Annotated in this window: 23 protein-coding genes, 1 tRNA gene and 1 riboswitch; of the genes, 10 read left to right on the forward strand and 14 right to left on the reverse strand. The window is 60.5% G+C overall.

Annotated features, from left to right (window positions below):
* Positions 1–15: 15 nt before the first annotated feature.
* The 7 genes from J5M72_RS25665 (at position 16) to J5M72_RS25695 (ending at position 4,904) form a co-directional block, all read left to right on the forward strand.
* Positions 16–753, forward strand: a complete 738-nt coding sequence (locus J5M72_RS25665) for a hypothetical protein (RefSeq protein WP_207867695.1) — start codon at positions 16–18, stop codon at positions 751–753.
* 35 nt (positions 754–788) lie between these two features.
* A complete protein-coding gene (locus tag J5M72_RS25670; RefSeq protein WP_207867698.1) occupies positions 789–1,505 on the forward strand; it encodes a hypothetical protein in 717 nt (238 codons plus the stop codon).
* Positions 1,506–1,509: 4 nt separating this feature from the next.
* Positions 1,510–1,926 (forward strand): fosfomycin resistance glutathione transferase, encoded by a 417-nt coding sequence (gene fos, locus J5M72_RS25675; protein WP_207867699.1) that lies wholly within the window; start codon positions 1,510–1,512, stop codon positions 1,924–1,926.
* 60 nt (positions 1,927–1,986) lie between these two features.
* Complete coding sequence (locus J5M72_RS25680; RefSeq protein WP_169429222.1) at positions 1,987–2,625, forward strand: LysE family translocator; 639 nt, start codon at positions 1,987–1,989, stop codon at positions 2,623–2,625.
* Between the two features lie 76 nt (positions 2,626–2,701).
* Positions 2,702–4,051: a GGDEF domain-containing protein gene (locus tag J5M72_RS25685; protein ID WP_169429223.1), complete on the forward strand. Its 1,350-nt coding sequence runs from the start codon at positions 2,702–2,704 to the stop codon at positions 4,049–4,051.
* A 118-nt stretch (positions 4,052–4,169) separates the two neighbouring features.
* The gene (locus tag J5M72_RS25690; protein ID WP_082302357.1) at positions 4,170–4,325 is read left to right on the forward strand and encodes a KGG domain-containing protein; all 156 of its coding nucleotides are present in this window, start codon (positions 4,170–4,172) and stop codon (positions 4,323–4,325) included.
* A gap of 75 nt (positions 4,326–4,400) precedes the next feature.
* Positions 4,401–4,904, forward strand: coding sequence for a DUF4142 domain-containing protein (locus J5M72_RS25695; RefSeq protein WP_207867700.1), 504 nt, complete (start codon positions 4,401–4,403; stop codon positions 4,902–4,904).
* Between the two features lie 49 nt (positions 4,905–4,953).
* Here J5M72_RS25695 and J5M72_RS25700 read toward each other — a convergent pair whose 3' ends face one another.
* Positions 4,954–5,364 (reverse strand): low affinity iron permease family protein, encoded by a 411-nt coding sequence (locus tag J5M72_RS25700; protein ID WP_011332870.1) that lies wholly within the window; start codon positions 5,362–5,364, stop codon positions 4,954–4,956.
* A 214-nt stretch (positions 5,365–5,578) separates the two neighbouring features.
* Here J5M72_RS25700 and tam point away from each other — a divergent pair, with 214 nt between their 5' ends.
* Entirely contained in the window at positions 5,579–6,349 is a 771-nt protein-coding gene (gene tam / locus J5M72_RS25705) for a trans-aconitate 2-methyltransferase (RefSeq protein WP_207867701.1), read from the forward strand.
* Positions 6,350–6,391: 42 nt separating this feature from the next.
* On the opposite strand, the gene J5M72_RS25710 is transcribed toward tam, so the two are convergent.
* Complete coding sequence (locus J5M72_RS25710; protein WP_207867702.1) at positions 6,392–7,120, reverse strand: class I SAM-dependent methyltransferase; 729 nt, start codon at positions 7,118–7,120, stop codon at positions 6,392–6,394.
* 528 nt (positions 7,121–7,648) lie between these two features.
* On the opposite strand from J5M72_RS25710, the gene J5M72_RS25715 reads away from it, so the two are divergent.
* Together J5M72_RS25715 and J5M72_RS25720 are read left to right on the forward strand one after the other, a co-directional pair.
* Positions 7,649–8,017 (forward strand): DUF6124 family protein, encoded by a 369-nt coding sequence (locus J5M72_RS25715; protein WP_207867703.1) that lies wholly within the window; start codon positions 7,649–7,651, stop codon positions 8,015–8,017.
* A 260-nt stretch (positions 8,018–8,277) separates the two neighbouring features.
* The gene (locus J5M72_RS25720; protein WP_207867704.1) at positions 8,278–9,441 is read left to right on the forward strand and encodes an ATP-binding protein; all 1,164 of its coding nucleotides are present in this window, start codon (positions 8,278–8,280) and stop codon (positions 9,439–9,441) included.
* Between the two features lie 290 nt (positions 9,442–9,731).
* On the opposite strand, the gene J5M72_RS25725 is transcribed toward J5M72_RS25720, so the two are convergent.
* The 12 genes from J5M72_RS25725 to J5M72_RS25780 all read right to left on the reverse strand — a co-directional run bounded on the left by J5M72_RS25725 (position 9,732) and on the right by J5M72_RS25780 (position 23,509).
* Positions 9,732–9,805, reverse strand: a tRNA-Gly gene (locus J5M72_RS25725).
* 170 nt (positions 9,806–9,975) lie between these two features.
* Positions 9,976–10,860: an alpha/beta hydrolase gene (locus J5M72_RS25730; protein WP_169429227.1), complete on the reverse strand. Its 885-nt coding sequence runs from the start codon at positions 10,858–10,860 to the stop codon at positions 9,976–9,978.
* Between the two features lie 316 nt (positions 10,861–11,176).
* On the reverse strand, positions 11,177–11,869 hold the full coding sequence (locus tag J5M72_RS25735) for a pseudouridine synthase (protein ID WP_207867705.1): 693 nt from the start codon (positions 11,867–11,869) through the stop codon (positions 11,177–11,179).
* Positions 11,870–11,902: 33 nt separating this feature from the next.
* Positions 11,903–12,121 carry a cysteine-rich CWC family protein gene (locus J5M72_RS25740; RefSeq protein WP_207867706.1) on the reverse strand — a complete coding sequence of 73 codons (219 nt, stop codon included), beginning with the start codon at positions 12,119–12,121 and terminating at the stop codon, positions 11,903–11,905.
* 5 nt (positions 12,122–12,126) lie between these two features.
* Positions 12,127–13,614 (reverse strand): sensor domain-containing diguanylate cyclase, encoded by a 1,488-nt coding sequence (locus tag J5M72_RS25745; RefSeq protein WP_169429230.1) that lies wholly within the window; start codon positions 13,612–13,614, stop codon positions 12,127–12,129.
* Positions 13,615–13,782: 168 nt separating this feature from the next.
* Entirely contained in the window at positions 13,783–15,555 is a 1,773-nt protein-coding gene (gene atzF / locus J5M72_RS25750; protein WP_207867707.1) for an allophanate hydrolase, read from the reverse strand.
* 24 nt (positions 15,556–15,579) lie between these two features.
* Positions 15,580–19,212 (reverse strand): urea carboxylase, encoded by a 3,633-nt coding sequence (gene uca / locus J5M72_RS25755; RefSeq protein ID WP_207867708.1) that lies wholly within the window; start codon positions 19,210–19,212, stop codon positions 15,580–15,582.
* A 218-nt stretch (positions 19,213–19,430) separates the two neighbouring features.
* Positions 19,431–20,072 (reverse strand): urea amidolyase associated protein UAAP2, encoded by a 642-nt coding sequence (locus J5M72_RS25760; protein ID WP_207867709.1) that lies wholly within the window; start codon positions 20,070–20,072, stop codon positions 19,431–19,433.
* 11 nt (positions 20,073–20,083) lie between these two features.
* Positions 20,084–20,809 carry an urea amidolyase associated protein UAAP1 gene (locus tag J5M72_RS25765; protein ID WP_207867710.1) on the reverse strand — a complete coding sequence of 242 codons (726 nt, stop codon included), beginning with the start codon at positions 20,807–20,809 and terminating at the stop codon, positions 20,084–20,086.
* Between the two features lie 13 nt (positions 20,810–20,822).
* Positions 20,823–21,611, reverse strand: a complete 789-nt coding sequence (locus J5M72_RS25770) for an ABC transporter ATP-binding protein (RefSeq protein ID WP_207867711.1) — start codon at positions 21,609–21,611, stop codon at positions 20,823–20,825.
* Positions 21,608–22,423, reverse strand: coding sequence for an ABC transporter permease (locus J5M72_RS25775; RefSeq protein ID WP_102685956.1), 816 nt, complete (start codon positions 22,421–22,423; stop codon positions 21,608–21,610). Before J5M72_RS25775 ends, J5M72_RS25770 begins: the two co-directional genes overlap by 4 nt.
* 18 nt (positions 22,424–22,441) lie before the next feature.
* The gene (locus J5M72_RS25780; RefSeq protein ID WP_207867712.1) at positions 22,442–23,509 is read right to left on the reverse strand and encodes a putative urea ABC transporter substrate-binding protein; all 1,068 of its coding nucleotides are present in this window, start codon (positions 23,507–23,509) and stop codon (positions 22,442–22,444) included.
* A 63-nt stretch (positions 23,510–23,572) separates the two neighbouring features.
* A riboswitch (guanidine-I (ykkC/yxkD leader) is annotated at positions 23,573–23,673 on the reverse strand.
* Positions 23,674–23,878: the final 205 nt, after the last annotated feature.

Raw genomic sequence — 23,878 nt, forward strand, 5'->3', positions numbered from 1 at the left:
ATCAAGGAGCGGGGCGTGACAGTGAAGTCTGGGGTCGTTGGTTGGGTGGCGCTGTGTGGGGCGTTGATGGCGGGGCAGGTGTTGGCTGATTGTGTGCCTGAGCCGGTGACGGGCGCGCGGGATTTTTCTGTTTGCAAGGATTGGCCGGCGTTTCCCGGATTGACGCTCAAGGCCGTTTCTAAATTCGAGCCGGATCCGGTGTATGGCAAAACCGGTGATGTCGGTAGTTACGACCTTGCTCTCTCTGTTGTTTCGGTCGAGGATTCAGAACCTCTGGCCACCTATTACAAGCCTTCTGCATTTCTGTCCGATGCTTTCGCTCTGGAAAGTGTGGAGGTCGATACTGCGCGCTACAAATTGACCTCTGAAATTCGGGCTTTTGGTGTTCGGGTCGTCTTCAAGGGCTCCTCCCGCGTCAACCCCATGGATGAGACTTCGCTGTCCCTTTACGTGAAAGAGGGCGACACGTTACGCCCCGTACTGGATCGGCTTGTGGTGTATGGCTACAACGGAGAGTGGGATGGAAATTGTTCGGGCGAGCGCACCAGTACCCTCCGCACTATCGAAATTGGAAAGACCAGTTCGCACGGTTACGCCGATCTGATCGTCAAATCGGTGAGTACGGGAATTGTTGGCAAAGGTGATCCAGGCAGTTGTGATGAGAAAACCACAACCGGTAAGCCTGTGCTGACGACCCTTCGCTACGACGGAAAATCCTACGTTTTGCCTAAAGGTTTCAAAGCCATCGAGTGATACAGAGCCAACGCGACTTATTTCAAGGAAGAACAATGCTCACTCCACCCCGACTTTTCATCGCCCTCAGCTTTTTCGCGATCACCGCCCAGGCGCAGCCGGCCTGTGTAACAAAGAATCACGACGACCAGTCGCTCTCGCGCTGCAAACCATGGCCGGCGTTCAAGGAGCAGGTGATTGCCCTCAAGTCCACTTATGTACCGGATGCCGGTAATGACGATGCGGGCGTGTTTGATCTGGATCTGGCGGTGCTGAACAGCACCAACGCCAAGCCGATTGCCACTTACACCAAACCCGGCGCTTACAACTCCGATGCCATCCGGTTCGACGACCTGGTAATCGACACGGCCCGTTACCGGCTGGCTCCGGATGTCCGTGCCTTTGGTCTGCGTTCGAAGTTCGAGCACAGCTCTCGCGCCAATCCATACGAAAAAACCGATCTGGCGCTGTATGTGCGTGAAGGCGGCAAACTGCGCCCGGTACTGGAAGGTCTGGTGGTCTACAAGAACCATGGTGAGTGGATGGATGATTGCGAAGGTGAAGGACAGCAAGTACGCAGAACCATCGAAGTAGGCCCGACCAGCCACAATGGCTTGGCCGACCTGATCGTCACCTCAAGCGGCACGGCGATGAAAACCGTCAAGGCCGGCAAGGAATGCGTTTCCCAGGATTCCCCACTGAAGAAAACCCAAATCACCCTGACCTACGACGGCAAGCAATACACCGTCCCTGAAGACCTCCGAGGTTACTGACCCGATGCTCACCGGTCTCAACCACCTGACCCTCGCCGTCACCGACCTGGATCGCAGCCTCGCGTTCTACCGCGACGTGCTGCGCCTGAGAGTCGAGGCCACGTGGGACGCCGGTGCCTATCTCTCGCTCCCGGGCCTGTGGTTGTGCCTGTCGCTCGATGTACAACGCCAACCCCATCCCGCCGCCGACTACACCCACTACGCCTTCAGCCTCGGCGCAGAAGACTTTCCGCTGTTCGTCCAGCAGCTTCGCGCCGCCAACGTGCAGGAATGGCGTGATAACCGCAGCGAAGGTGCATCGTTCTACTTCCTCGACCCGGACGGTCACAAGCTCGAAGCCCACGTCGGCGATCTGGCCTCGCGACTGGCCGCGTGTCGGCAAAAGCCCTACGCCGGGATGCGTTTTTTCAACGAGTCGTGAATATTCGCCAAACGCTGGGATAGACTGGCGGCCACGTTTTCCGGGACTTGCAGGTTTTCCATGACTCCATCGTTGCTAATGGCCGTGTTGGCCTCGGGATTCATCTACGGCATCACGCCGGGGCCGGGTGTGCTGGCGGTGTTTGGCATCGGCGCCGCGCGCGGGCGGCGAGCCGGGGCGGGGTTTCTGTGCGGGCATTTGCTGGGCGATGTGATCTGGTGCAGCACGGCATTGATCGCGATTGTCGGCGCCCGGGAAATCGGCAGCACCGCGTTCGATGTGCTCGGTGTGCTCAGCGGCCTGTACCTGTTCTGGCTCGGCTGGCGTGCGGTGCGGGCCAAGCGCAGCAACGGTGAGCAGCCCCAGGGCGCGGCGCGCCAGCCGTTTTGGCACGGCATTCTGTTCGGGCTGACCAACCCCAAGGCCTACCCGGTGGCGGTGGCGACGTTCACCGCGTTGCTGTCGAGCCGGGCCGAACTGCTCAACTGGTCGATGCTGCCGATGCTGATTGCTTTGAGCTTCCTGGGTGGATTGCTCGCCTACGCTATTCTCATTGGCGTTGTCGGCGCCCGACAGGTGCGTACGCTGTATCAGCGCCATGAACTGGCCATCACCCGGTTGTGCGGGGTAATGTTCATCGGTTTCGCCATCAATGCTCTGGTGCATGCGCTGCCGGGGCTGATGCCGAACAGGAATTGATGTGATCGCAGGGATGCGAGGTCGAGGTCAGGGACGGTTGATCAGTGCTGCATTGCCCGGACACCCACGCTGAACCATGGAAAGCCGAAATTCTGCGCCCTTGGCGAGTTACATCGATCTGTTGCTGGACGCCGTTTGTGCGGTAGACAAACAAGGTCGCTTCGTTTTTGTCAGCGCAGCCTGCGAGCGGATTCTCGGCTACACCCCTGACGAGTTGATTGGCCAGTCGATGATCGACTACGTCTACCCAGCCGACCGTGAGCGCACCCTGGCTGCCGCCAGCGACATCATGGGCGGCGAGCCCAAGCACAACTTCGAAAACCGCTACGTGCGCAAGGATGGCAGCATCGTGCACATCCTCTGGTCGGCGCGCTGGTCGGAAGTCGATCAACTGCGCATCGCCGTGGCCCGGGACATCACCGAACGGAAACTCGCAGAATCCCGTCAGGCGGCGCTGTACGCGATCTCCGAAGCGGCCCATGCGGCGGAGGATCTGCTGGCACTGTTCAAGCGCATTCACCTGATCATTGGCGAGTGGCTGCCGGCGCTGAATTTCTCCGTGGCGCTGTACGACGACCATTGCGCGCAACTGAATTTTCCCTATCACGTCGACGATGACGAGTTGCAACCGGAGCAACCCGGCACTGTGACCGGTCGGCTGTGCGCAGAAGTGATCCGCAGCGGCCAGCCGATCCTGCTGACCCCGGATTGTCCGCAGGCCCCGGCGGGATTCGAAACCCTGGTGGCGGGGCAGCATTCACCGTGCTGGCTCGGTGTGCCGTTGAACTCAAAAAACGGCACCATCGGCGCCCTGATCGTCAAAAGTCTGCCCGGCGGCGAACGCTACACCGAGCGTGACAAGGAACTGCTGCAATATGTCTGCGCCCAGGTCGCCACGGCCATCGAGCGTCAGCAATTGCACGCTCGCCTGCGGCGCATGGCGCAATACGATCAATTGACCCAATTGCCCAATCGCGAATTGTTGCGTGATCGATTGAAGGCTGCGCTGACCAGCGCTCGGGAAACATCGGGGCACATGGCGCTGCTGTATGTCGATCTGGATCGCTTCAAGCAGGTCAACGACACCTTCGGCCACGGTGTCGGCGACATGCTGCTGCAGACTGTGGCCAACCGCCTCAAGGGCTGCGTGCGCGAGACCGACACCGTGGCGCGGATCGGTGGCGACGAGTTCGTGGTGCTGTTGCACAGCGTCCATGCCGCCGACGATGCCGACAGCGTGGCGGAAAAGATCCGACAGGTGCTGGTGCAACCCATGCGTCTGGACGGGCACAACCTGCACATCGAACCGAGCATCGGCGTGGCCCGCTATCCCGAGCATGGTGATGAGGAACAGCAACTGTTTCGTCACGCCGACCAGGTGATGTACGCCGCCAAACGGCAGAATCATCAAAGGTTGGACAGCTGATCGGCGCGTCACCGTTCGTCGCGGCGAAAGCAACTTTTCTAAACCTTTGGCAGTCAGGAAATTCTCAATCTAGGCGGGCACCTGCTCGCCTACGATCAATGCCAAGAGGTAGAGAATCATGCCTAACTCAAGAAACTCGAACTCGGGAAACTTTGCCAACGATCGAACGAAGGCGTCTGAAGCCGGTCGCAAGGGTGGGAAAACCACCACCACGACTGTCGACAAAGAGCCTAAAACCGAGATGGGCCGCAAGCCCGCTCAGAAATCGAAATAGTCGGTGAAGGTTGTTTTGATTGAGAGGCGGGGGCGCAAGCTCCCGCTTGAATCTGCAAAGAAGGAGGGCGCGACCATGAGCCGGATGGCCACCCGAGTAAGTAACATCAGTTTTGTCAGCCTGCTGGGGTTGTTCGCCAGCAGCGCGTTTGCCCAGTCGCCCGCCGACTTCATCAACGAAGCCTCGGCCAAAGGCATGGCCGACATCGAGGCCAGTCGTCTGGCGCACAGCAAGGCCGAGTCCAAAGAGGTCAAGGATTACACCATCGTGGTCATCAACGACCGCACCACCGCCAACCAGCATCTGGCGAAAATCGCCAAGAAACTGGACCTGCCAGTGGCGCCCCGCGAAGAAGTCGCCGACAAGGCCAAGGCGTTGATGCCGGAAGTCAAAGAGGGCGCCAGCTTCGATCAGGCCTACGCCGCCAGTCAGGTCAAAGCCACGGAAGAGGCCATTCAGCAGATCCAGCAGGAGGCCCAGACCACTGATGTGCCGGAGATCAAGGCGTTTGCCGACGAGACCCTGCCGAAACTGCAGAGTCATCTGGAAATGGCCCGGGCCCTTCAGGCCAGTCGCTGAATCCGCAGAAATGAAAACGGCGCTTTTTTAGCGCCGTTTTTTTTGCCTGTCAGCATTCATTCAGATCCTGCTTCGGCTTGCTCTTGTCCCCCAGACCTTCCAGATCAAACACCTCGTTCTCGCCCATCGCCCGGTAATGCCGACGTAACGCCTCCAACTGCTTGAGATCCAGCGACTCCAGCCCGAGCATCGCGTTCTGCGCCTCTTTGTTCACCCGCAGCAACTCATCGAGTTTCAAATGCAGGATGTCGGTGTCACGGTTCTGGGTGTTCTGGATCAGGAACACCATCAGGAAGGTGATGATCGTGGTCGAGGTGTTGATGATCAGTTGCCAGGTGTCGTTGTAATCGAAAATCGGCCCGCTCAATCCCCAGAGCCCGATCAGAATCAACGCCCCCATGAACGTCTTGGGACTGCCGGCCCATAGCGCCAGCGTTTGCGAAATCTTTGCGAATTTCATGGCCGTGTTCCTTGTTGGGGGAGCTTGAAATTCAGACATCGGGGGGGAGCTGAAAATTCTACTTACAGTTTTCTGAGTCTCTGTGGGCATGGTGAAGACAGCCCTCCCGGCGATATCGGACCTACGTAGGGGAAGGCAGATAAACACGATCGCTGTATCGTGACGGCAGCCGCTTTTCCACGTTTCGCCAGAACGTCCACGACAGGAGAACGCAATGACCTGGTCCGCCAAGCAATACGTCACTTTTGAAGATGAACGCACCCGCCCGGCCCGTGACCTGCTGGCGGCGATTCCCACGCGGGAGGCGCGTTCAGTGGTCGATATCGGTTGTGGCCCCGGCAACTCGACCGAGCTTCTGGTGACGCGTTTTCCGGGGGCGAAAGTGCAGGGGCTCGACAGTTCTGCGGACATGATCGATGCCGCGCGCAAGCGTCTGCCGCAGTTGCAGTTCGAGGTGGCGGACATCGATAAGTGGGCGGATGCAGGGCCGTTCGATGTGATCTTCGCCAACGCCGTTTTGCAGTGGGTGCCGGATCACGCGACGTTGTTGCCGGCGCTGGTGGGCAAGTTGGCGCAGGGCGGCAGTCTGGCGATTCAGATGCCGGACAACCTCAACGAGCCGTCCCACCGGTTGATGCGTGAAGTGGCTGCCAGTGGGCCGTGGGCCAGCAAACTGGCCGGTGCGGCGGGGCAGCGGACGGAAATGGCGGATGCCAGTGCTTATTTCTCGATGCTGCGGCCGCATTGTGCGCGGGTCGATGTGTGGCGCACCACGTATCACCATCAGTTGGCGGGCGGGGCTTCCGGCGTTGTCGAGTGGTTCAAGGGGAGTGGTTTGATTCCGTTCCTCAGTCCGCTGACGGATGCGGAGCGGGCGGAGTATCTGGCGCACTATCTGGCGGAGGTTGCAAAGGCTTATCCGGCGCTGGCGGATGGTTCGGTGTTGTTGCCGTTTCCGCGGTTGTTCATCGTTGCCACACGTTGAAATGAAAAAGGGCCGATTGGATCGGCCCTTTCTTTTTTGCGGTCAGCGCTGTACGGCGACCAGCATCATCATTGACCGCTCGCGTTCTTCGGCGAGGGCCGGTTGCGCGGCCACGCCTGCATCGCTCGGGCCCCATTCGTTGACGTGTTGAATCGTGAACCCGGCGTCGATCAAGGTGTTGAGCAAAGTCCCGACCGTACGATGCTGCTTGATCACCCCGTCGGCCAGCCAGTTGGTCACCCGTTCGCCTTCCATCTGATAACTGTCCAGCGGCCAGCGCTTGTGGCCCTCGCTGTCGATCAGCCAGCCCGGATTGCGCGGTGCCATGAAGATCGGGTGCTCGATGGAAAACACAAAATGCGCGCCGGGTTTAAGTGCCGAATGCAGGTTGGCGAACAGCCCTGAGAGATCCTTGATGTAGTGCAGGGCCAGTGAGCTGTAGGCCAGATCGAAAGTGCACGCAGGCAAATCGAGCTGTTCCAGGTCGGCACGAACGTAGCGGATGTTCGCGGCCGAGGTGGTTTCCTTCGCCCGCTCGAGCATTTTCTCCGAGACATCCAACCCCAGCACTTCGGCAGCGCCGTGTTCGCTGGCCCAGCGGCAGAACCATCCATAGCCGCAGCCCAGATCCACCACCTGCAAACCATGGAGGGAGGGCAACAAGGCTTTCAGCGCCGGCCATTCCGGCGCGGCGTCGAGGCCGCCGATGGAGCGGTTCATCTGGCTGTAGCCCTGGAAAAATTCGGGATTGTCGTAGATGTTCTGGGTCATGGTTTGGTGCTCGTCTGAATTCGATTTGGGTGGCTTGGAGGCCAGGGTTTTGAATCCCTCGAAAGGTGATGGCGCGTATTCGTCGATGGCCGCGCAGGGGGAGGGTGGTGGGCGATGGGGAAATGCTAGCGGGTCGTGACGAGTGTGAGAACCGGGGGAGTGTTGGGGATCTGTAAACGCGGTTTTTCGATACGGGATGTTTAAAGAGTTGGCCCTGTTTACTGAACCTTCCCACAAGGTTTTCAGGTTGTCCGTCGGAAGTGCGGTCTCTAGCCTGTGAGGGTCGCTGATGAATCGGCGATCGGGATTGGAACCCCGGCAACTTCCCAAAAAAGCAAAAGCAGCTTTCATGACGTATGCTTGCCCGCCTTCATGGTGTGCACTCTGTTATGGCGGCTGTGCGCGAGAGACTTCGAGTCTGTCGGGCTTTTGGCTTTTTTCGCCCGGGTTCCAACTCGTGTACAGCTGCCACCTCTTCGATTGGAACCGAGTAGGTCAGCTCCACCTACCGACTAGAATGAAGCCATTATGAAGAAGCCAACCCCGAATCCCCCAGAAGTCGAAACCGACCCAACGTCCCCCTACACCTCAATCGACTCCAGAAAACTCCACGACGCCGCCAACCGCGCCCTCGATCACTACCTCTGCCCCGGCGCCCATGTCATGGGCACGATCAACCAGCCTGAACCGATGTTCCTCGCCAACCCGGCCTACAACACCGAATCGCTGCTCGCCAACGCCAGCGAATCCCTGGGCTCGGCCAGCGAAATGCTCAGCAACTTCGCCGCCGTGCTCGATCCGTCCCATCGCAAGACGGCCCTGGGAATCGCGCAGGTCGTGATGCTGGGGGAATTGGCGGTGAATCAGGCGCTGGATCATGTTGAGGTGAAGGACTGAGTTGCAGCTGTTCTGGCAGGTATAAAAAAACCGGTCATCGCGACCGGTTTTTAGTTTCATTTCAACTTGGCTGCAAAGCGTTGGGTGTTGTCGAATTCCGCATCGGGCGAGTATTCGAGCCAGTATTTCAGACGCAATGCTTGTGTGGGTGACAGAGTTCAGCTCAATAAATAGCAAAATATAGTGAAATCTAAGGGTGTATAGGGATATCTGCTATACATCGATATATTCGTGTAGAGACAAGCATTTGTGAGGCTTTCATGGATCCATACCTTAATCCATTTGCTCCAGGCGCAGGAAGCAGACCGCCTGAGTTGGCAGGACGCAACACAATCCTTGAGGCAGCCAGGATTTCATGTGGGCGAGCCATCAACGGACGAAGCGCCCGATCCATCATGCTTCTCGGATTGAGAGGCACAGGTAAAACGGTACTGCTGAACGAGATTGGAAAAATTGCGAGAGAAGAGGGGCTTCTCGTTTCAAAGGTAGAAGCTCCGGAGCGTGAAAGTCTTGCACGCCTTCTCTTTCCTGAAATGCGGAAAGTCATGCGCTCACTTTCTGCTGTAGAAGCTGCCAAGCAAATTGCGGCCCGTGGACTGAATGGTTTGCGCGGTTTCGCCTCTATTTTCAAGATCGATATTGCAGGCGTGGAGATTGGAGTCGAACCGGAGCCAGGATTTGCTGACAGCGGGGATCTTCAATACGATCTTCCAGACCTTTTTGCCGTGATAGGTCAAGCTGCGCAAGCAGCAGGCAAAGGCTGGATTCTTCTGATTGATGAAGTTCAGTACCTTTCCGAAGCAGATTTATCTGCGCTAATTGTGTCGATCCATCACATGTCGCAAGAAGGGCTGCCGGTACTTCTTGTCGGTGCTGGTCTTCCCCAGGTTGCTCGTTTGGCAGGCGAAGCAAAATCCTATGCAGAGCGGCTTTTTCTATACCCTGCGGTTGATGCGCTTGATCAAGTATCTGCAACTCAAGCAGTTCAGAAGCCAATCGCGGAGGAGGAAGCTTCGATCGAGCTCGCAGCACTTGGCAATATTGTTGATCGGACGAGAGGGTATCCTTTCTTCCTTCAGGAGTGGGCGTCCACTGCCTGGAACAACGCTGAAGGGCCTGAAATTACAGTCGAAGATGTGGACCACTCATACGCGGAGACGTTGGCTTCTCTTGATGCGGGCTTTTTCAGGGTGCGTATTGATCGACTGACAAAGTCGGAAGTGCAGTTCGTAAAGACGATGTCGGAGCTCGGAGATGGCCCCTATGCAATGGCCGATATTGCGAGAGCGATGGGGCGTACACAGTCATCGCTTGGTCCGACTCGGGCCAACATAATCTCTAAAGGAATGATCTACAGCACAGATCACGGCTACTTGAATTTCACCGTCCCACTTTTTGCGGAATATATGCGTCGACAAGGATGAACCGGTATCAGACGCGAGACTGAGGACAGAATGCGCGACTGATCCCGCGTGAAAGTGGAAACCGCTGGCTGCTTCTAACACCAACAGTTTGGGTCTTATCGCGGTTAAGTCGTGATAGCTCACAATTAAATGGAATTAGCTGCAGTTGAGGTTGCGCCTGCACCGTTGTTGAGTGCGTTCTGATTCATTCGGCTTACTCCAAATCCCAGACACAAAAAAACCGGCCCTGCAGGCCGGTTTTTCTGTTTCCGCATCCCCCGTCAAACCACGACGCAGGACATAAATTCGATTGGAGCGGGTGAAGGGAATCGAACCCTCGTTATCAGCTTGGGAAGCTGGAGTAATGCCATTATACGACACCCGCTCAGAGCGGCTGACTTTGTACCAGACTCGGCCACGGATTTGAAGTTTTCTTTGCACGCGCACAACGGAAAGTCTTGAAACAGAGCCGAAGTCGGTCAATCGCGGGCAAGCGCTGCGGGCTGGAGGACGGCTGAATCTCAGCCTTGCAGGCTTGCTCGCGACGACACTGTTTCAAATGGCCAATGCATGGTGATCCTGGACAAACTGGTAACGCGTTCGGCTGGCCTGTTGCGCAGGTTTCAGGAAACCGAGCAAGGCGTTCTGGCTGTCCCGGCAGGCGGATTTGTGTTCCATGTCGAGGAAGTGCCCGGTGGCCTGCAGGGTGGTGAAGGTGCTTTGCGCCACGTGGTTGCCGAACAGCCGGGCGTCTTCGGCGGCGGTGTATTCGTCCCATTCGCCATTCATGAACAGCACCGGCACGTTGATCTTTTTCGCCGCGTTCAGATAGCACTGGCGATCGCTGTTCAGCACGTTGCTGATGTGAAAGTGCATCTGCCCGTATTCGTGCTCGGCCAGGCTGCTAACGTGGCGATAGTTGAAGCGCTTGAACAGCGACGGCAGGTGTTTGCCGATGGTGTTGTTGACCAAATGGCCGACCCGGTCGCCGTCGCGTTTGCCGAGGCATTCGACGCCGCGCTCCAGGTAGTCGAGCATGTGCGCGTTGACCACCGGAGAGAACGAGCTGATCACGGCTTTTTCGATACGCCGGGGCTGGTGTGCAAGGGCAACCATGGTCGCCGCGCCACCCCAGGAAAACGACAGCACATGTTCGGCGGCGAAGTGGTCGATCAGCTCCAGCAGGATCAGACCTTCGACTTCTTTCGTCAGATGTTTCTCGTGGTGATTGTGGATTTTCGATCTGCCCGCGTAGGGCTGGTCGTAGCAAACCACGTTGAATTGCGGGTGCAGATTTTTCACGGTCTGTGCAAACGACGCAGTCGTGGCCATCGAGCCGTTGACCAGAATAATGGTCTTTTCCGCGGCGTCTGCGCGATAGAACTCCGTGTAAACCCGATACTGACCCTGTATATCCAGCACAGCGATTTCTGGCCTCATGTCATAAGACTCCTGGCAAGCAAGCGGGTATGCGCGCAAATGAGATTGCACGAGCTTTGTGACAGGTAGGCATACGCCTGGAATTTTGTGGCCCATGTCGATCCGGTACGGCAGGTCGACGGGTATTGTTATTGGCGGGCAGTCTGTCGGCTGAGGCGCAACCCTGATGGGCTGTCTACCGACAAAAAGTTTCTTGGATGTTATGTGTGACTCATCGGTCACAATTTGGCCGACGACCTGATTCAAGCAGGGGGATCCGGATCGCGCAAGTGCCGTTGGTAAATTGTTCGACAACTTCTGCTGAGCGGTCGGCTGCTTAGAACAAATGAATCTCTTCGGTGCGCAAAGCGCGGTACTCGCCCGGTTTTAGCGCGTGATCGAGCGGCAGCGGGCCCATGGATTCGCGGTGCAGGCGCAGCACTTTGTTGTTGAAGTGGCCGAACATGCGCTTCACCTGATGGTAACGACCTTCGACGATGCTCAAACGCGCCGTTCGCGGGCCGAGCATTTCCAGTAGCGCCGGTTGAGTGGTCAGGTCTTCGAAGGCGAAGTAGATCCCTTCAGCGAACTTGATCGCATATTCCGGGCCGATCTCCTGTTCGGTCTCGACGTAATAGACTTTCGGCAGTTTGGTCTGCGGCTGGGTCAGGCGCCGCGACCAGCTGCCGTCGTTGGTGATCAGCATCAGCCCGGTGGTGTTGAAGTCCAGACGCCCGGCGATGTGCAGGTCGTCCTTGTCCGGCTCGTGGATCAGGTCGAGCACGGTCGGATGCTCGGGATCGCGGGTGGCGCTGACGCAACCCTGCGGCTTGTACAGCATGAAGTAGCGCGCCGGTTTGCCGCTTTGCAGCACTTCGTCGTCGACTTCGACGCGGCTGAATTCCAGGACTTCGCTGTGGGGATCGCTGACGACTTTTCCGTCGATGCGCACGCGCTTTTCCACCAGCAACAGGCGAACCTGTTTGCGGTTGTAGCGAGGCAGGTTACTGAGGAAACGGTCGACGCGCATGATCAGGAATCGGCAGGAAGCGGGGCGCGCATCTTACGGGATCGACGGCCTGGCTGCTTGCAGTTGCGCCTCGACCCGGGCGCAGCGCGGGCACAGGCAGGACTTGTCGCGCAGTTCCGCTGGCAGGGCTTCGAGCACTGCCGGGTCAATGGAAACGCCGTAGCACCAGCAGGCACGGTCGGCGGTGCGCGGGTCGGCCAGGGTGCAGTCGTTGCGGGCGCCGCAGGCCGGGCAGAGGTCAGGTTTGTTCATGGGCTTCAGGCATAGGTCGATTGATGCGTTTCCACGCAGGTGCGGTTGCGGCCGGTCTGTTTGGCCCGGTACATCGCATGATCGGCCCGGGACAGCAGGCTGTGCAAGGTGTCATCCGGCTGCAGAGTAGTGGCGCCGATGCTGACCGTCAGATTCAGGGTGTGACCGTTGTAGGCATATTCATGCTGCTCGACGTGCTGGCGGATCTTCTCGGCGATCTTCTGACCGGTCTCGCCGTCGGTGTCCTTCAACAGAACGATAAATTCCTCACCGCCCCAACGGCAGACGATGTCGGAATGCCGCAGGCAGCTTTGCAGGTCCCGGGCAAAACCGATCAAGACCTGATCGCCGGCCATGTGCCCGTAGGTGTCGTTCAAGACTTTGAAGTGGTCCAGATCCAGCAACAGCGCCGTCAGCGGTTTCGGCTCGCGATGAGCTTCCTGCAAGGCCTGCCCGGCGAGCAAGTCGAAGCCGCGCCGGTTTGGCAGTTCGGTGAGGCTGTCGAGGGTAGCCTGGGCGTGGATCTTGTCCTGATAGCGTTTGATCAAACGATTGACCAGCGCCAGCACGATCAACGTCACCAGCAGGCAAATCAGCAGGTTGAGGTACAGCGACTGGCGAATCTCGCTCAACGCACCGTCTTCACGTTTGTCGACGAACAGGTACCAGTTCAGCTCCGGAATGAACCGCACGTTGAGGAAATGTCCCTGGCCGTGAGCGGAATATTCGTAGCTGCCGCTGTGGGGTTTGGGTAACTGGCTGACCAGACCTTTCATGCTGTCGAGATCCGTCAGGCTTTTGCCGACCCGCGCACCTTCCGGCCCGCCCTCGGCGCCGGTCAGGACCAGCCGGCCAAAGGTGTCGACGAAGTAAACGCTGCGTTGATAGCGCTGCTGATACTTGTCGATCAACTTGATCACCGCGTCCACCGTCAGTCCTACGCCGGCGGCGCCGATGAAGCGATCGTTGTAGTCGTAGACCTTGTAGTTGATGAAGAAGGTCATGTTGTCTTTGTTGGCCAGGTCCGGGTCGACGTTGATCTCGTAGGGTTCTTTCATGTCGCGCACGCGGAAGTACCAGGCGTCGCGTGGCTCGTCGATCTTCACCTGCTTGAGCACGCCCTTGGCGTGGTAGTAGGTGTGGGTGCTGTTGGAGACGAAAAACGCGGTATAGGCGCCGTAGTGGGTCATGACCTCGTCGAGGTAGCGGGTCATCTGGTCGCTGTCTTTCTCGCCGTTCACCACCCAGTCGCGCATGAAGGTGTCGCGGGACATCATCGAGGAAATCAGGATCGGTCTGACAAGGTCTTTCTGGATTTCCGAGTACACCGTGTCGGAGGTCAGCGGCAGTTCGGTGTTGACGATGTTGTCGCGGATCGACGCGCGCGAGGCGTAATAGCTGAGCAGCGAAGTGGCGAGGAAACCTGCGCCGAGGAGGGCGACCAGGGTCAGTACCAGCGAACGTTGGGAGTGAAACGCAGATCTGAGCGGCATTGGCAATTCCGTTGACAGTGACCCGATGGGCAGCATTCTAGTGGCACGGCGGGGAAAAGACTGCGGGATTTGTGCCTGAAATGCGGGGGGATCAGCCGGGCAGGGGTGTCTGGAGAATGGCTTGCTCATCCAGCCCCCTCCCGGAACGAGAGGGGGCCGATTTTCGGATCAGTTTCTGGTTTGCAGATACGCTCGCCACCCACCCAGATGGCTGATGTCGGTTGCACCTTCCAGGCCGTAAGGTTCGCAGATGAATCCGCTTTCCCACCGGCCATCCGCCAGTTGCACCTTGCCCAGGCCCAGCGGCGCGGGGATCCCGGTCAGGAACGAGCCCAGTTCACTGCTCGGTAACTCCCAGACTTCCACCGCGATGGACACGCCACCGTCGGCCACGCGCAGCATGCCCGGGCGCAACGGCGGGCCACCGGCCAAGGCATAGAGTTTGTAGTCCTTCGAGCTGTAAGTGGCCTCGATCAGGCGTGCGCCGCGTTGCCGCAACTGTCCGTTCAGGGCCAAGCCGTCCAGATGCGCGCCGCAGACCACCAGTCGCGCACGGTCATGGCGCGCCGGGTTGTTCGGCGTCGGCAGCGCGGGATCCTGCTGGCGCTGCAAGGCATCGGCCACGCCCAGCAGATACTGATCGGTGAACGCCCGACCAAACAGCGTCACGCCCCATGGCAACCCGTTGGCCATGAAGCCGCCGGGTACGGCGACGGCAGCGTAATCGAGCAGGTTCATGAAGTTGGTGTAGTAGCCCAGTTCGGAATTGCGCAGCACCGGTTCCGCGTCGAGTTCCGCCAGCGTCACCGGACGACCGATGGTGGGCGTGAGCACGCAGTCGAGTCCTTCCAGTGCTTTATCGCAAACGGCTTTCAGCGCTTGCAGGCGGTATTGCGCGCGGAACGTCTGCACGCCGCTGACGGCCGGTGCTTTGGCCAGCACCGCGCGGATCACCGGCAGCACCGCCGCAGGATTTTCTTCCATCAACTCGCCGGCCACGCTGTAGCGCTCGGCCACCCACGGCCCTTCATAGAGCAACCGCGCTGCTTCGAGGAATGGCGACAGGTCCAGTTCGACCGCTTCACCGCCCAGAGCTTTCAGACGGTCGATGGCATCGCCGAACAGCCGCGGGCTTTCCTTGCAGCCGAAAAATTCCAGGTCTTGCGCACGTGGTACACCGAAGCGGAACGGCCGTGGCACGCCGAACGCGGAACCGTCATTCCATGACGGATTGCTACGGCTGTATTCGTCCCTCGGATCGGGGTGCGCGGTCAGCGCCAGTAGCTGACTGGCTTCCCGCGCCGTTGCGGTGAACGTGGTGACGCAATCGAGCGTGCGACAGGCCGGCAGCACGCCGGCGGTGGAGATCAGCCCTTTGCTGGCCTTCAGGCCCACCAGATTGTTCAACGCCGCTGGCACCCGGCCGGAGCCGGCGGTGTCAGTGCCCAACGCGAAACTGGCCACGCCGAGCGCCACGGCCAGCGACGAACCGGCGCTGGAGCCGCCCGACGGATACTCCGGCAACACGCTGTTCGGGCAGGCGCCGTAAGGCGAACGGCTGCCGTTGAGGCCGGTGGCGAACTGGTCGAGATTGGTCTTGCCCAGCGGGATCGCCCCCAGTGCCAGCAGCCGCTCGACGATGGTTGCCGAACGTTCCGGTACGTAGGCGAACGCCGGGCATGCGGCGGTGGTCGGGACACCGGCCAGATCAATGTTGTCCTTGATCGCGAACGGCACGCCATACAACGGCAGGCTGTCGAGATCGCGACCGTCGAGGGCGGCCAGATAAGGCTCCATTTCCTCGGCGCTGAGCAGGTGGATGAACAGGTGATAGTCCGGGTTCAGCGCAGCGGCTTTTTCCCGCAACGCCAACAGCAATTGTCGGGGTGTGGTGTCGCCATTGCGGTAGGCCTGGCGCAGTGCGTCGAGTTGCAGATTCATGGGTTGATCCTTTGGCAAATGGTTTCAGTCGAGTTCCAGCACCACGACCCGTTGTCCGGCACGTACCGCCGATCCCGGCTGCACGCGAATGTCCTGCACCACCCCGGCCATGGGCGCGAGCACGGGGATTTCCATCTTCATCGACTCCAGAATCACCAGCACATCACCGGCCGCCACGCGGCTGCCGACCTCGACCTGCACCTGCCAGAGGTTGCCGGCGATGTGGCTGTCGATGCTTTGTTGGCCGCTGGTCAGCGGTGTGTCTTCGCTGCTGTCCGGCACGGCTTCTTCACTGTCGAAGTGCGCCTGGCCGCTGGCAATCCAGCGCTCGCGCTCAGCCTGGAAAGCACCCTGTTGCTGCGCCCGGAAAGCGCTGATGCTTTCGGCTTCGCGTTGCAGAAAGGCCTGGTAGTCGGCGAGGTTGAGCTGGCTGTGTTCGATGTTCAGTTCGAAGCGGCCGAGGGGAAAGTCGCGGCGGATGCGCAGCAGTTCTTCGGCGCTGACCGGGTAGAAACGGATCTGATCGAAAAACCGCAGCAGCCAGGGCTTGCCGTCAAACGCGGCGACTTCGCGATAGCGGTTCCACATCTGCAAGGTACGCCCGACGAACTGATATCCGCCCGGGCCTTCCATGCCGTAGACGCACATGTAAGCGCCGCCGATGCCCACCGAGTTCTCGGCGGTCCAGGTGCGTGCCGGGTTGTACTTGGTGGTCACCAGCCGATGGCGCGGGTCGAGCGGGGTGGCGACCGGCGCACCGAGATACACATCACCGAGGCCCATCACCAGATAGCTCGCGTCGAACACCGTGCGTTGCACTTCGTCGAGGTTGGGCAGGTCATTGATGCGGCGGATGAACTCCAGATTGCTCGGGCACCACGGCGCGTCCTTGCGCACGGTGGTCATGTATTTCTCGATGGCCAACTGGCAGGCCGGATCGTCCCACGACAGGGGCAAGTGGACGATTCGCGACGGCACTTGAAGGTCAGTAGCGCTGCACACGGCGTTCCACTCGCCGGCTACGATGCCGAGCAGATCGGCCAACGGCAGTTGCTCGGGCTGGTAGTGCACCTGCAGCGAGCGGATGCCCGGGGTCAGGTCGATCACGCCGTGCAGGGCTTTGGCTTGCAGCGCCTGCATCAGTGCGTGGGCCCGGAAGCGCAGGACCAGATCCAGTTCCGGCGCACCGATTTCCAGCAGTAGATGGGTATCGCCGGACACACGCCCGACCAGCCGCTTGTCGTCCTGACCCAACTCCAGAACCACAGGCGAAACCAAGCCGTGTGGGAGCTGGCCTGCCAGCGATGGGGCCCGAGCAGACACCGCGTCAACTTCATCGCTGGCAAGCCAGCTCCCACAGGTATCCCATTTGCGGGCGAGATCGCGGGCAGTCTTGAGATCGACCGGCACGAACTGCACTTTGTCCCCGGCCTTGAGCTGACCCAGTTGCCAGAGATCCGCTTCGATCACCGTCACCGGGCAGACAAACCCGCCAAGGCTCGGGCCATCCGGGCCGAGGATCACCGGCATGTCGCCGGTGAAGTCCACCGCACCGATGGCGTAGGGATTGTCGTGGATGTTCGACGGGTGCAGACCGGCCTCGCCACCGTCGGCGCGCACCCACTCTGGTTTCGGCCCGATCAGGCGCACGCCGGTGCGGCTGGAGTTGAAATGCACTTCCCATTGCGTGGCGAAAAAGGTGCCGATGTAGTTTTCAGTGAAATATTCAGGCGCGCCATGGGGGCCGTAGATGACGCGGATCCGGCGCACGGCAGGTAATTCGCTGACGTGATGGGGCGCCAATGTCTGCCCGGCGCTGCGCTCACTCAGGGCCGCCAGATGCAGCACGTCACCGGCGCGCAAGGCCCGTCCGCCATGACCACCAAACTGACCGAGCGTGAAGGTGCTTTTGCTGCCCAGATAATCCGGCACTTGCACGCCGCCACGCAGGCACAGGTAGCTGCGGGCGCCTGCGTCGAGCAAACCGCCGAGATGTAACTGGCTGCCCGCTTCAATCAACAGCGCGGTGTTCATCGGCACCGCTTCGCCGTCGAGTGTCAGCGTCAACGGTGCCCCGGTCACCGCCACCACCGCGTCGCAATTAAAGCGCAGCAGCGGCCCGTTCATGGTGATTTCCAGTGCCGCAGCACCCTCGAGATTCCCCAGCAGACGATTGCCCAGACGCAACGCGCGGCTGTCCATCGGCCCCGAGGGTGGCACGCCGACCGCCCAGTAACCGAGGCGACCGGGGTAGTCCTGGATGCTGGTCTGGGTGCCGGCGCTCAGCACTTCGAAGGTGTTGGCTCGATACACCAGGCCTTCCAGGCAACGGGTCCACGGCTCGCCGCTGGCAAACGGTGTATCGAGCAGAATCTGCCGCAAGTAGTCACGGTTGGTTTCCACGCCGTACAGCAGGCTGTCGCCCAGGGCCTGATGCAGATCGGCACGCGCCTGTTCGCGGGTCGGCGCCCAGCAGATGAGCTTGGCGATCATCGGATCGAAGTAGGGCGGGATCTCACAACCGGCCTCGACCCAGGTGTCGATGCGCAGTTGAATGCCGTTGGCCGCAGGAAACTCCACAGCGGTCAGCAGCCCTGGGCTCGGCTGGAAATCGCGCCCCGGATCCTCCGCGTACAGTCGCGCCTGAATCGCGTGGCCGTCCGGTTTCAGGCCCTCAAACAATGTGCTCAGCGGCGGCAGATCTCCCGCCGCCAGTTCAATCATCCAGCGCACCAGATCGACGCCCCACACCTGTTCGGTAACGCCGTGCTCAACCTGCAACCGGGTGTTCACTTCCAGAAAATAGAAGCGCTGCGCATCGCTGTCGAAAACGAATTCGACGGTGCCGGCGCTGCGGTAATTCACCGCTTTGGCCAGTTTGATCGCCGCCGCGCACAGCTCATCCGCCATGCCTTCGGGCAGGTTCGGCGCCGGGGTTTCCTCGAGGACTTTCTGGTTGCGCCGCTGCACCGAGCAGTCGCGCACACCGAGGGCGATCACTTCGCCATGGCCATCGCCGAACACTTGTACTTCCAGATGCCGTGCACGCTGGATGTACTTCTCGATGAACACGCCAGCGTCGCTGAAATTGTTCTGGCCGAGGCGCTTCACCGCCTCGAACGACTCGCTCAGTTCGCTGGCGTTACGGCACACACGCATGCCGATGCCACCGCCACCGGCAGTGCTTTTGAGCATTACCGGATAACCGACCTGCGCGCCGGCAATCAGCGCGGCGTCGAGGCTGTCGAGCAGTTCGGTGCCTTCGAGCATCGGTACGCCGTGCTGTTTGGCCAGGGCCCGTGCGGTGTGCTTGAGGCCGAACACCCGCAGTTGCTCCGGTGTCGGGCCGATGAAGGCAATGCCATGGTTTGCGCAGGCTTCGGCGAACGCCGCGTTCTCGGAAAGAAAGCCGTAGCCCGGATGGATCGCGGTGGCGCCGCTGGCTTTGGCAATGGTGAGGATTTTTTCGACGGCCAGATAAGTGCCGGCAGCGGCGCCTTCACCGAGGCTGTGGGCTTCGTCCGCTTGCAGGATGTGCAGGCTGGCGGCATCGGCTTCGGAGTACACCGCGACACCTTCGACGTGCAGTTCACGCAAGGTGCGCAGAATGCGGCAGGCAATCGCGCCACGGTTGGCGATCAGGACTTTTTCAAACATGGCAAAACCCCTGAAGGGGATGCGGGCCGTCCCGCAGTTTTTCGATGAGCGCCGGGGTCGTCCCCGACGGCAAAATCACAATTTCGAAAGTCACCATTGACCTTGTGGGAGCGGGCAAGCCAGCTCCCACAGGGTTTAGGGGTGTTTTGGGGATTTCAGACACTGGCCGGAACGGGCCTGGCACAGGGCGAAAAGCCAGCGGCGCAGACGGACGAATGTCAGTTCCATACCAGTAGCTCCGCAGGTGTCGGGTTGTAGGCGTTGCACGGGTTGTTCAGTTGCGGGCAGTTGGAGATCAGCACGATCACGTCCATCTCCGCGCGCAGGTCGACGTACTTGCCCGGCGCGGAAATGCCGTCTTCGAAGGTCAGGCCGCCGTCGGCAGTCACCGGCACGTTCATGAAGAAATTGATGTTCGGCCCGATGTCACCTTTGCCCAGCCGACCGTCATGGGCGCAGGCGCGCAGGTAGTTGTCGCGGCAGCTGTGCATGTAGCGTTTTTCCAGAGCGTAGCGCACGGTGTTGCTCTCTTGCGCGCAGGCGCCGCCGAGGGTGTCGTGGCGGCCGCAGGTGTCGGCGATGATGGTCAGCATCGGGTTGCCGAGATTGGAATACAACACGCTACCGGTGCTCAGGTACACGCTGTTCTGCCGGCGCAATGTGCGTTGCACGTCGTAGCGCTCGCGGGGATTGGCGAGGCTGTAGAACAGCGTATCGACCGCCTGGTTGCCCTCAAGGTCGAGGATGCGCAGGGTCTGGCCGGCCTTGACCTCCATCAGCCAGGGTTCGCCGGCCGGAATGGTGGCGCGGTACACCGCAGCGTCGGGTTGTTTTTGCGAAGTGGCGATAGCAACTGACATGGCGACGATCCTCAGGCGAACAAACGGTCGGTGTTGATAAAGCCGCGCTCGTTCTCCGGGCGCGAGGTACGGCAGTGCTCGGCGACGCTCGGGTCGGCGTTCATCCAGCTCAGCTTCAGCGGTTTTGGCGCATAGTCGGGCGACGGGTCCATCGGGTGTTGCAGGGCAGTGAGGACGACGAGGGTGTCCATCGGTGCGTACAGCTCGATGTAATCGCCGGCCTTCGAATGGCCTTCGACGAAATGGAAGCGCCCGGCTTCATCGACGTTGACCCGGCTGAACAGGTTGAGGGTCATCAGCAGGTCGGACAGGCCCAGCCCCCACTTGCCCAGTTCCACCAGCAGGTTGTCGGTGCCGTTGCGAAAGAAGCCGTTGCGCAGTTCCTGATAGCGGCCCTGACCGTATTTTTCCGCGACTTCCTCGGCGCACAACACACCGCCGAGGCTGTCGCTCCAGCCGCAGGTATCTGCGGTGATTGCCGCCAGCACCCTGCCCATGTCCGAGTAGAGGCAATGGCCGGCGGTCAGCTTGGCGGTGTGTTGGGACTTGAGGCTGTCGGGCAGGTTCAGGCGCTCGGTTTTCTCGTTGGCGTTGAGCAGGGTCAGGCTGACGTTGGCCCCACCGCGCAGGTCGGTCAGGCGCAGCAGCTGGCCGCGTTTCAGGACGAAGGAACGATGGCCTCCGCCTGGCAGGGTTTCTTCGGCGAAGGGTGGAAACAGTTGGGTCGAATCAGTCATGGGAGCAGTCCTCTCAGGCAATACGAAGCGTGCCGGCCAGCTCGGCGGGCAGGGCGTCGACGGCGGCGCGTTGGGCGCGGCGGTCGCTGTTCAAAGGGATGTCGTAGGTGATGCGGGCGCCATAGGCACCGGGGGCGTGCGGGTCGAGGCGGACCTTGTCGAACACCAGCAGGCGGGTGCCGAGGCTGAAACCTTCGGACAGGTCGTGGGTGACCATGAACACGGTCAGTTGCGTCTCGCGCCACAGCCCCAGCAGCAGGGCGTGCATGTCCTTGCGAATGCCCGGATCGAGCGCGCCGAACGGTTCGTCGAGCAGCAACACGCGCGGTTTCATGATCAACGCCTGGGCGATCGCCAGCCGCTGTTGCATGCCGCCGGACAGTTGCGCCGGGTACTTGTCCAGCGCATGGCCGAGGCCGACTTTGTGCAGCAGCGCCGAGGCCTGTTCGCGGGCGTCTTTTTTCGCGCTGCCGAACAAGCGCCCGAGCAGCGGAGCGCGCGGCAATTCCAGGCCGATCGCAACGTTGTCCAGCACGCTCAGATGCGGGAATACCGAGTAGCGCTGGAACACCACGCCACGGCTGGCATCCGGCTCGCGGGCCAGTGGCTGGCCGTCGAGCAGAATCTCGCCGCGACTGGCGGTTTCCTGACCGAGCAGCAGGCGCAGGAAGGTCGATTTTCCGCAGCCCGAAGCTCCGACCAGCGTGCAGAACTCACCCTCGTTGACGTTGAGGTTCAAGCCTTCGAGCACCACCTGGTCGGCGTATTGCTGCCAGACGTTTTTCACCGTGATGAAGCTCATTTGGCTGCCCCCTCATACCAGGGGAATGCGCGCCGGGTCAGGTATTTGAGTCCCCAATCCATCAGCCAGGCGAGCAGGGTGATCCAGACCACGTACGGCAGGATCACGTCCATCGCCAGGTAACGGCGCACGAGGAAAATCCGGTAGCCCAGACCGTCGGTGGAGGCGATGGCTTCGGCGGCGATCAGGAACAGCCACGCCGATCCGAGCATCAGCCGCAGTGAAATCAGCAGGCGTGGCAACAGTTGCGGCAGCACCACACGCAGCATCAGGGTCCAGGTCGAAGCGCCGAGGGTCTGCGCCTTGATCAGCAGTTCGACCGGAATGTCCCGTGCGCGCTGCTCCAGATCACGGGCGAGTGCCGGGGTGATACCGATCACGATCAGCATCACTTTCGACAACTCGCCGAGGCCGAAGACGATGAACAGAATCGGCAGGATCGCCAGCGGCGGCACCATCGACAACACCGTCAGCATCGGCGACAACGGTGCGCCGAACAGCGGCAGGGTGCCGGCCGCCATGCCCAGGCACAGCCCGGCCAGCGCCGCGATGCCGAGGCCGATGGCCAGGCGTCCGAGGCTCGACGCGGTGTCCTGCCACAACAGGTATTCACCGGTGCGGCTGTCGGCGTTGAAGGCCAGGCGTTTGACTGCATCGCTCATCTGCACCGCGCTGGGCAGCAGTTTGTCGTTGGGGTTGTCCGCCAGGCGTTCGGCCGAGCCCATAAAGTAGGCGAACAAGACCAGGGCGAAGGGCAGAATCACCAGCAGCAGGCGACTCGGTCGATCCGGGTGACGATTGATCAGGCGCATGGCCAAATCCTCCGTGGCTTACAGCTTGGCGTCGGCGGCCAGCTGCACGTAAGTCGGATCGAAACGCAGCTTGAGATTGCCGGTGTCGCCGCTGGTCACGCCGTTGGCGAAGGTCATGCCGACGGCGCTGGTGTCCTTGGCGCCTTCGCCGAGCAAACCGTGCTGGAACGAGAACTCGGCAACTTTGCGCATGGTTTCCGGCAGTTGCTTGCTGGTGGCGAACGCCAGGGCTTCTTTCGGCGTGGCGAACAGTTTGGTGGTGTCCAGTTGCGCCTGGAATCCGGCCAGATCGGTGCCCGAGGCTTTGGCCATGTGCTCAAGCGCGGCTTTGCTGGCGGCGTTCCTGGCGTTCATCAAGTCGACCACTTCGAACCACGCGCCGGTCAGCGCCTTGCCCAGCGCCGGGTTGTCTTTGAGGGTGGCGCTGTTGACCACCATCATGTCCATGATTTCGCCGGGGATCTGGCTGGAGTTGAAGACTTCGGTCACGCCGGGTTTGGCCTTGATGTCCGAGAGCATCGGGTTCCAGGTGGTGACGGCGTTGACCTGATCGGTGTTGAAGGCGGCGGAAATATCGGCGTCGGAGGTGTTGACCACTTTCAGGTCTTTTTCGGTCAGGTCGACCGAATCCAATGCGCGGGCCAACAGGTAGTGGGAGACGGAAAGCTCGACCAGGTTGACGTCCATGCCCTTGAGGTCGGCGACTTTTTTGCCTTCGCCCTTGAGGACGATGCCGTCATTGCCGTTGGAAAAATCGCTGACGATGAGCGCGGTGCTGTCGACGCCACCGGCGGCCGGAATGGTCAGCGCATCCATGTTGGTCATGGTGCAGCCATCGAACTGACCGGCGGTGTATTGGTTGATCGATTCAACGTAGTCGTTGAGCTGGACCACGTCGATCTTGATCCCGTATTTCTTCGCCCACTTATCGACGATGCCCTGACTGCCGGCATATTCCCATGGCATCCAGCCGGCGTAGATCGTCCAGCACACACTGAAATGGTCTTTCTGGGCAGCCTGGGTCTGGCTGCTGAGGAGGGCGGCGAAGGCGGCGGCGAGCAGGGCGGGGATACGTAGTCGTGACATGGCGGATTCTCCAGTTGATCGAGGGCGGACAGGAAGGCAACGCGGCACCGCGAACGGTGGCTTGTCTCCCGGGCTTTTGTCCCGCCGTGTAACCTCAACTGGAGGTCGCCAACTCTCGGACCAGCCACTCGCAGATGCGAGCCGGAACCCTAGTCAGCCATTGCAAATTGTGGTGCCGCGAACCTGTGATGACTCCTGCACGGGTTTGTTAAAGCGAGAGCCGTGCCAAGTAGCGGCGAGCCCTCTGCCACTTGGCTTGCGGGTGGATGGGCCAGGTTGGCAGGTGCAGGCAACGCTTTGTGTTGGTGCGCGCTTGCACCGTCATGCAGCGCGGTGGCCGCTGATCCGATGCCCGTTGGGGCGTGGGCA

The sequence above is a fragment of the Pseudomonas sp. 58(2021) genome, from assembly GCF_017491585.1.
Lineage (GTDB): Bacteria > Pseudomonadota > Gammaproteobacteria > Pseudomonadales > Pseudomonadaceae > Aquipseudomonas > Aquipseudomonas fluorescens_BT.

What these genes read in the sequence shown, in the direction of transcription:
- J5M72_RS25730 (WP_169429227.1), bottom strand. Translation starts at nt 10,860, where the DNA reads ATGAGGCCAGAAATCGCTGTGCTGGATATACAGGGTCAGTATCGGGTT.
- J5M72_RS25680 (WP_169429222.1), top strand. Translation starts at nt 1,987, where the DNA reads ATGACTCCATCGTTGCTAATGGCCGTGTTGGCCTCGGGATTCATCTAC.
- fos (WP_207867699.1), top strand. Translation starts at nt 1,510, where the DNA reads ATGCTCACCGGTCTCAACCACCTGACCCTCGCCGTCACCGACCTGGAT.
- J5M72_RS25690 (WP_082302357.1), top strand. Translation starts at nt 4,170, where the DNA reads ATGCCTAACTCAAGAAACTCGAACTCGGGAAACTTTGCCAACGATCGA.
- J5M72_RS25770 (WP_207867711.1), bottom strand. Translation starts at nt 21,611, where the DNA reads ATGAGCTTCATCACGGTGAAAAACGTCTGGCAGCAATACGCCGACCAG.
- J5M72_RS25735 (WP_207867705.1), bottom strand. Translation starts at nt 11,869, where the DNA reads ATGCGCGTCGACCGTTTCCTCAGTAACCTGCCTCGCTACAACCGCAAA.
- J5M72_RS25710 (WP_207867702.1), bottom strand. Translation starts at nt 7,120, where the DNA reads ATGACCCAGAACATCTACGACAATCCCGAATTTTTCCAGGGCTACAGC.
- J5M72_RS25720 (WP_207867704.1), top strand. Translation starts at nt 8,278, where the DNA reads ATGGATCCATACCTTAATCCATTTGCTCCAGGCGCAGGAAGCAGACCG.
- atzF (WP_207867707.1), bottom strand. Translation starts at nt 15,555, where the DNA reads ATGAATCTGCAACTCGACGCACTGCGCCAGGCCTACCGCAATGGCGAC.
- J5M72_RS25695 (WP_207867700.1), top strand. Translation starts at nt 4,401, where the DNA reads ATGAGCCGGATGGCCACCCGAGTAAGTAACATCAGTTTTGTCAGCCTG.
- J5M72_RS25780 (WP_207867712.1), bottom strand. Translation starts at nt 23,509, where the DNA reads ATGTCACGACTACGTATCCCCGCCCTGCTCGCCGCCGCCTTCGCCGCC.
- uca (WP_207867708.1), bottom strand. Translation starts at nt 19,212, where the DNA reads ATGTTTGAAAAAGTCCTGATCGCCAACCGTGGCGCGATTGCCTGCCGC.
- J5M72_RS25700 (WP_011332870.1), bottom strand. Translation starts at nt 5,364, where the DNA reads ATGAAATTCGCAAAGATTTCGCAAACGCTGGCGCTATGGGCCGGCAGT.
- J5M72_RS25670 (WP_207867698.1), top strand. Translation starts at nt 789, where the DNA reads ATGCTCACTCCACCCCGACTTTTCATCGCCCTCAGCTTTTTCGCGATC.
- J5M72_RS25685 (WP_169429223.1), top strand. Translation starts at nt 2,702, where the DNA reads ATGGAAAGCCGAAATTCTGCGCCCTTGGCGAGTTACATCGATCTGTTG.
- tam (WP_207867701.1), top strand. Translation starts at nt 5,579, where the DNA reads ATGACCTGGTCCGCCAAGCAATACGTCACTTTTGAAGATGAACGCACC.
- J5M72_RS25760 (WP_207867709.1), bottom strand. Translation starts at nt 20,072, where the DNA reads ATGTCAGTTGCTATCGCCACTTCGCAAAAACAACCCGACGCTGCGGTG.
- J5M72_RS25715 (WP_207867703.1), top strand. Translation starts at nt 7,649, where the DNA reads ATGAAGAAGCCAACCCCGAATCCCCCAGAAGTCGAAACCGACCCAACG.
- J5M72_RS25745 (WP_169429230.1), bottom strand. Translation starts at nt 13,614, where the DNA reads ATGCCGCTCAGATCTGCGTTTCACTCCCAACGTTCGCTGGTACTGACC.
- J5M72_RS25740 (WP_207867706.1), bottom strand. Translation starts at nt 12,121, where the DNA reads ATGAACAAACCTGACCTCTGCCCGGCCTGCGGCGCCCGCAACGACTGC.
- J5M72_RS25775 (WP_102685956.1), bottom strand. Translation starts at nt 22,423, where the DNA reads ATGCGCCTGATCAATCGTCACCCGGATCGACCGAGTCGCCTGCTGCTG.
- J5M72_RS25765 (WP_207867710.1), bottom strand. Translation starts at nt 20,809, where the DNA reads ATGACTGATTCGACCCAACTGTTTCCACCCTTCGCCGAAGAAACCCTG.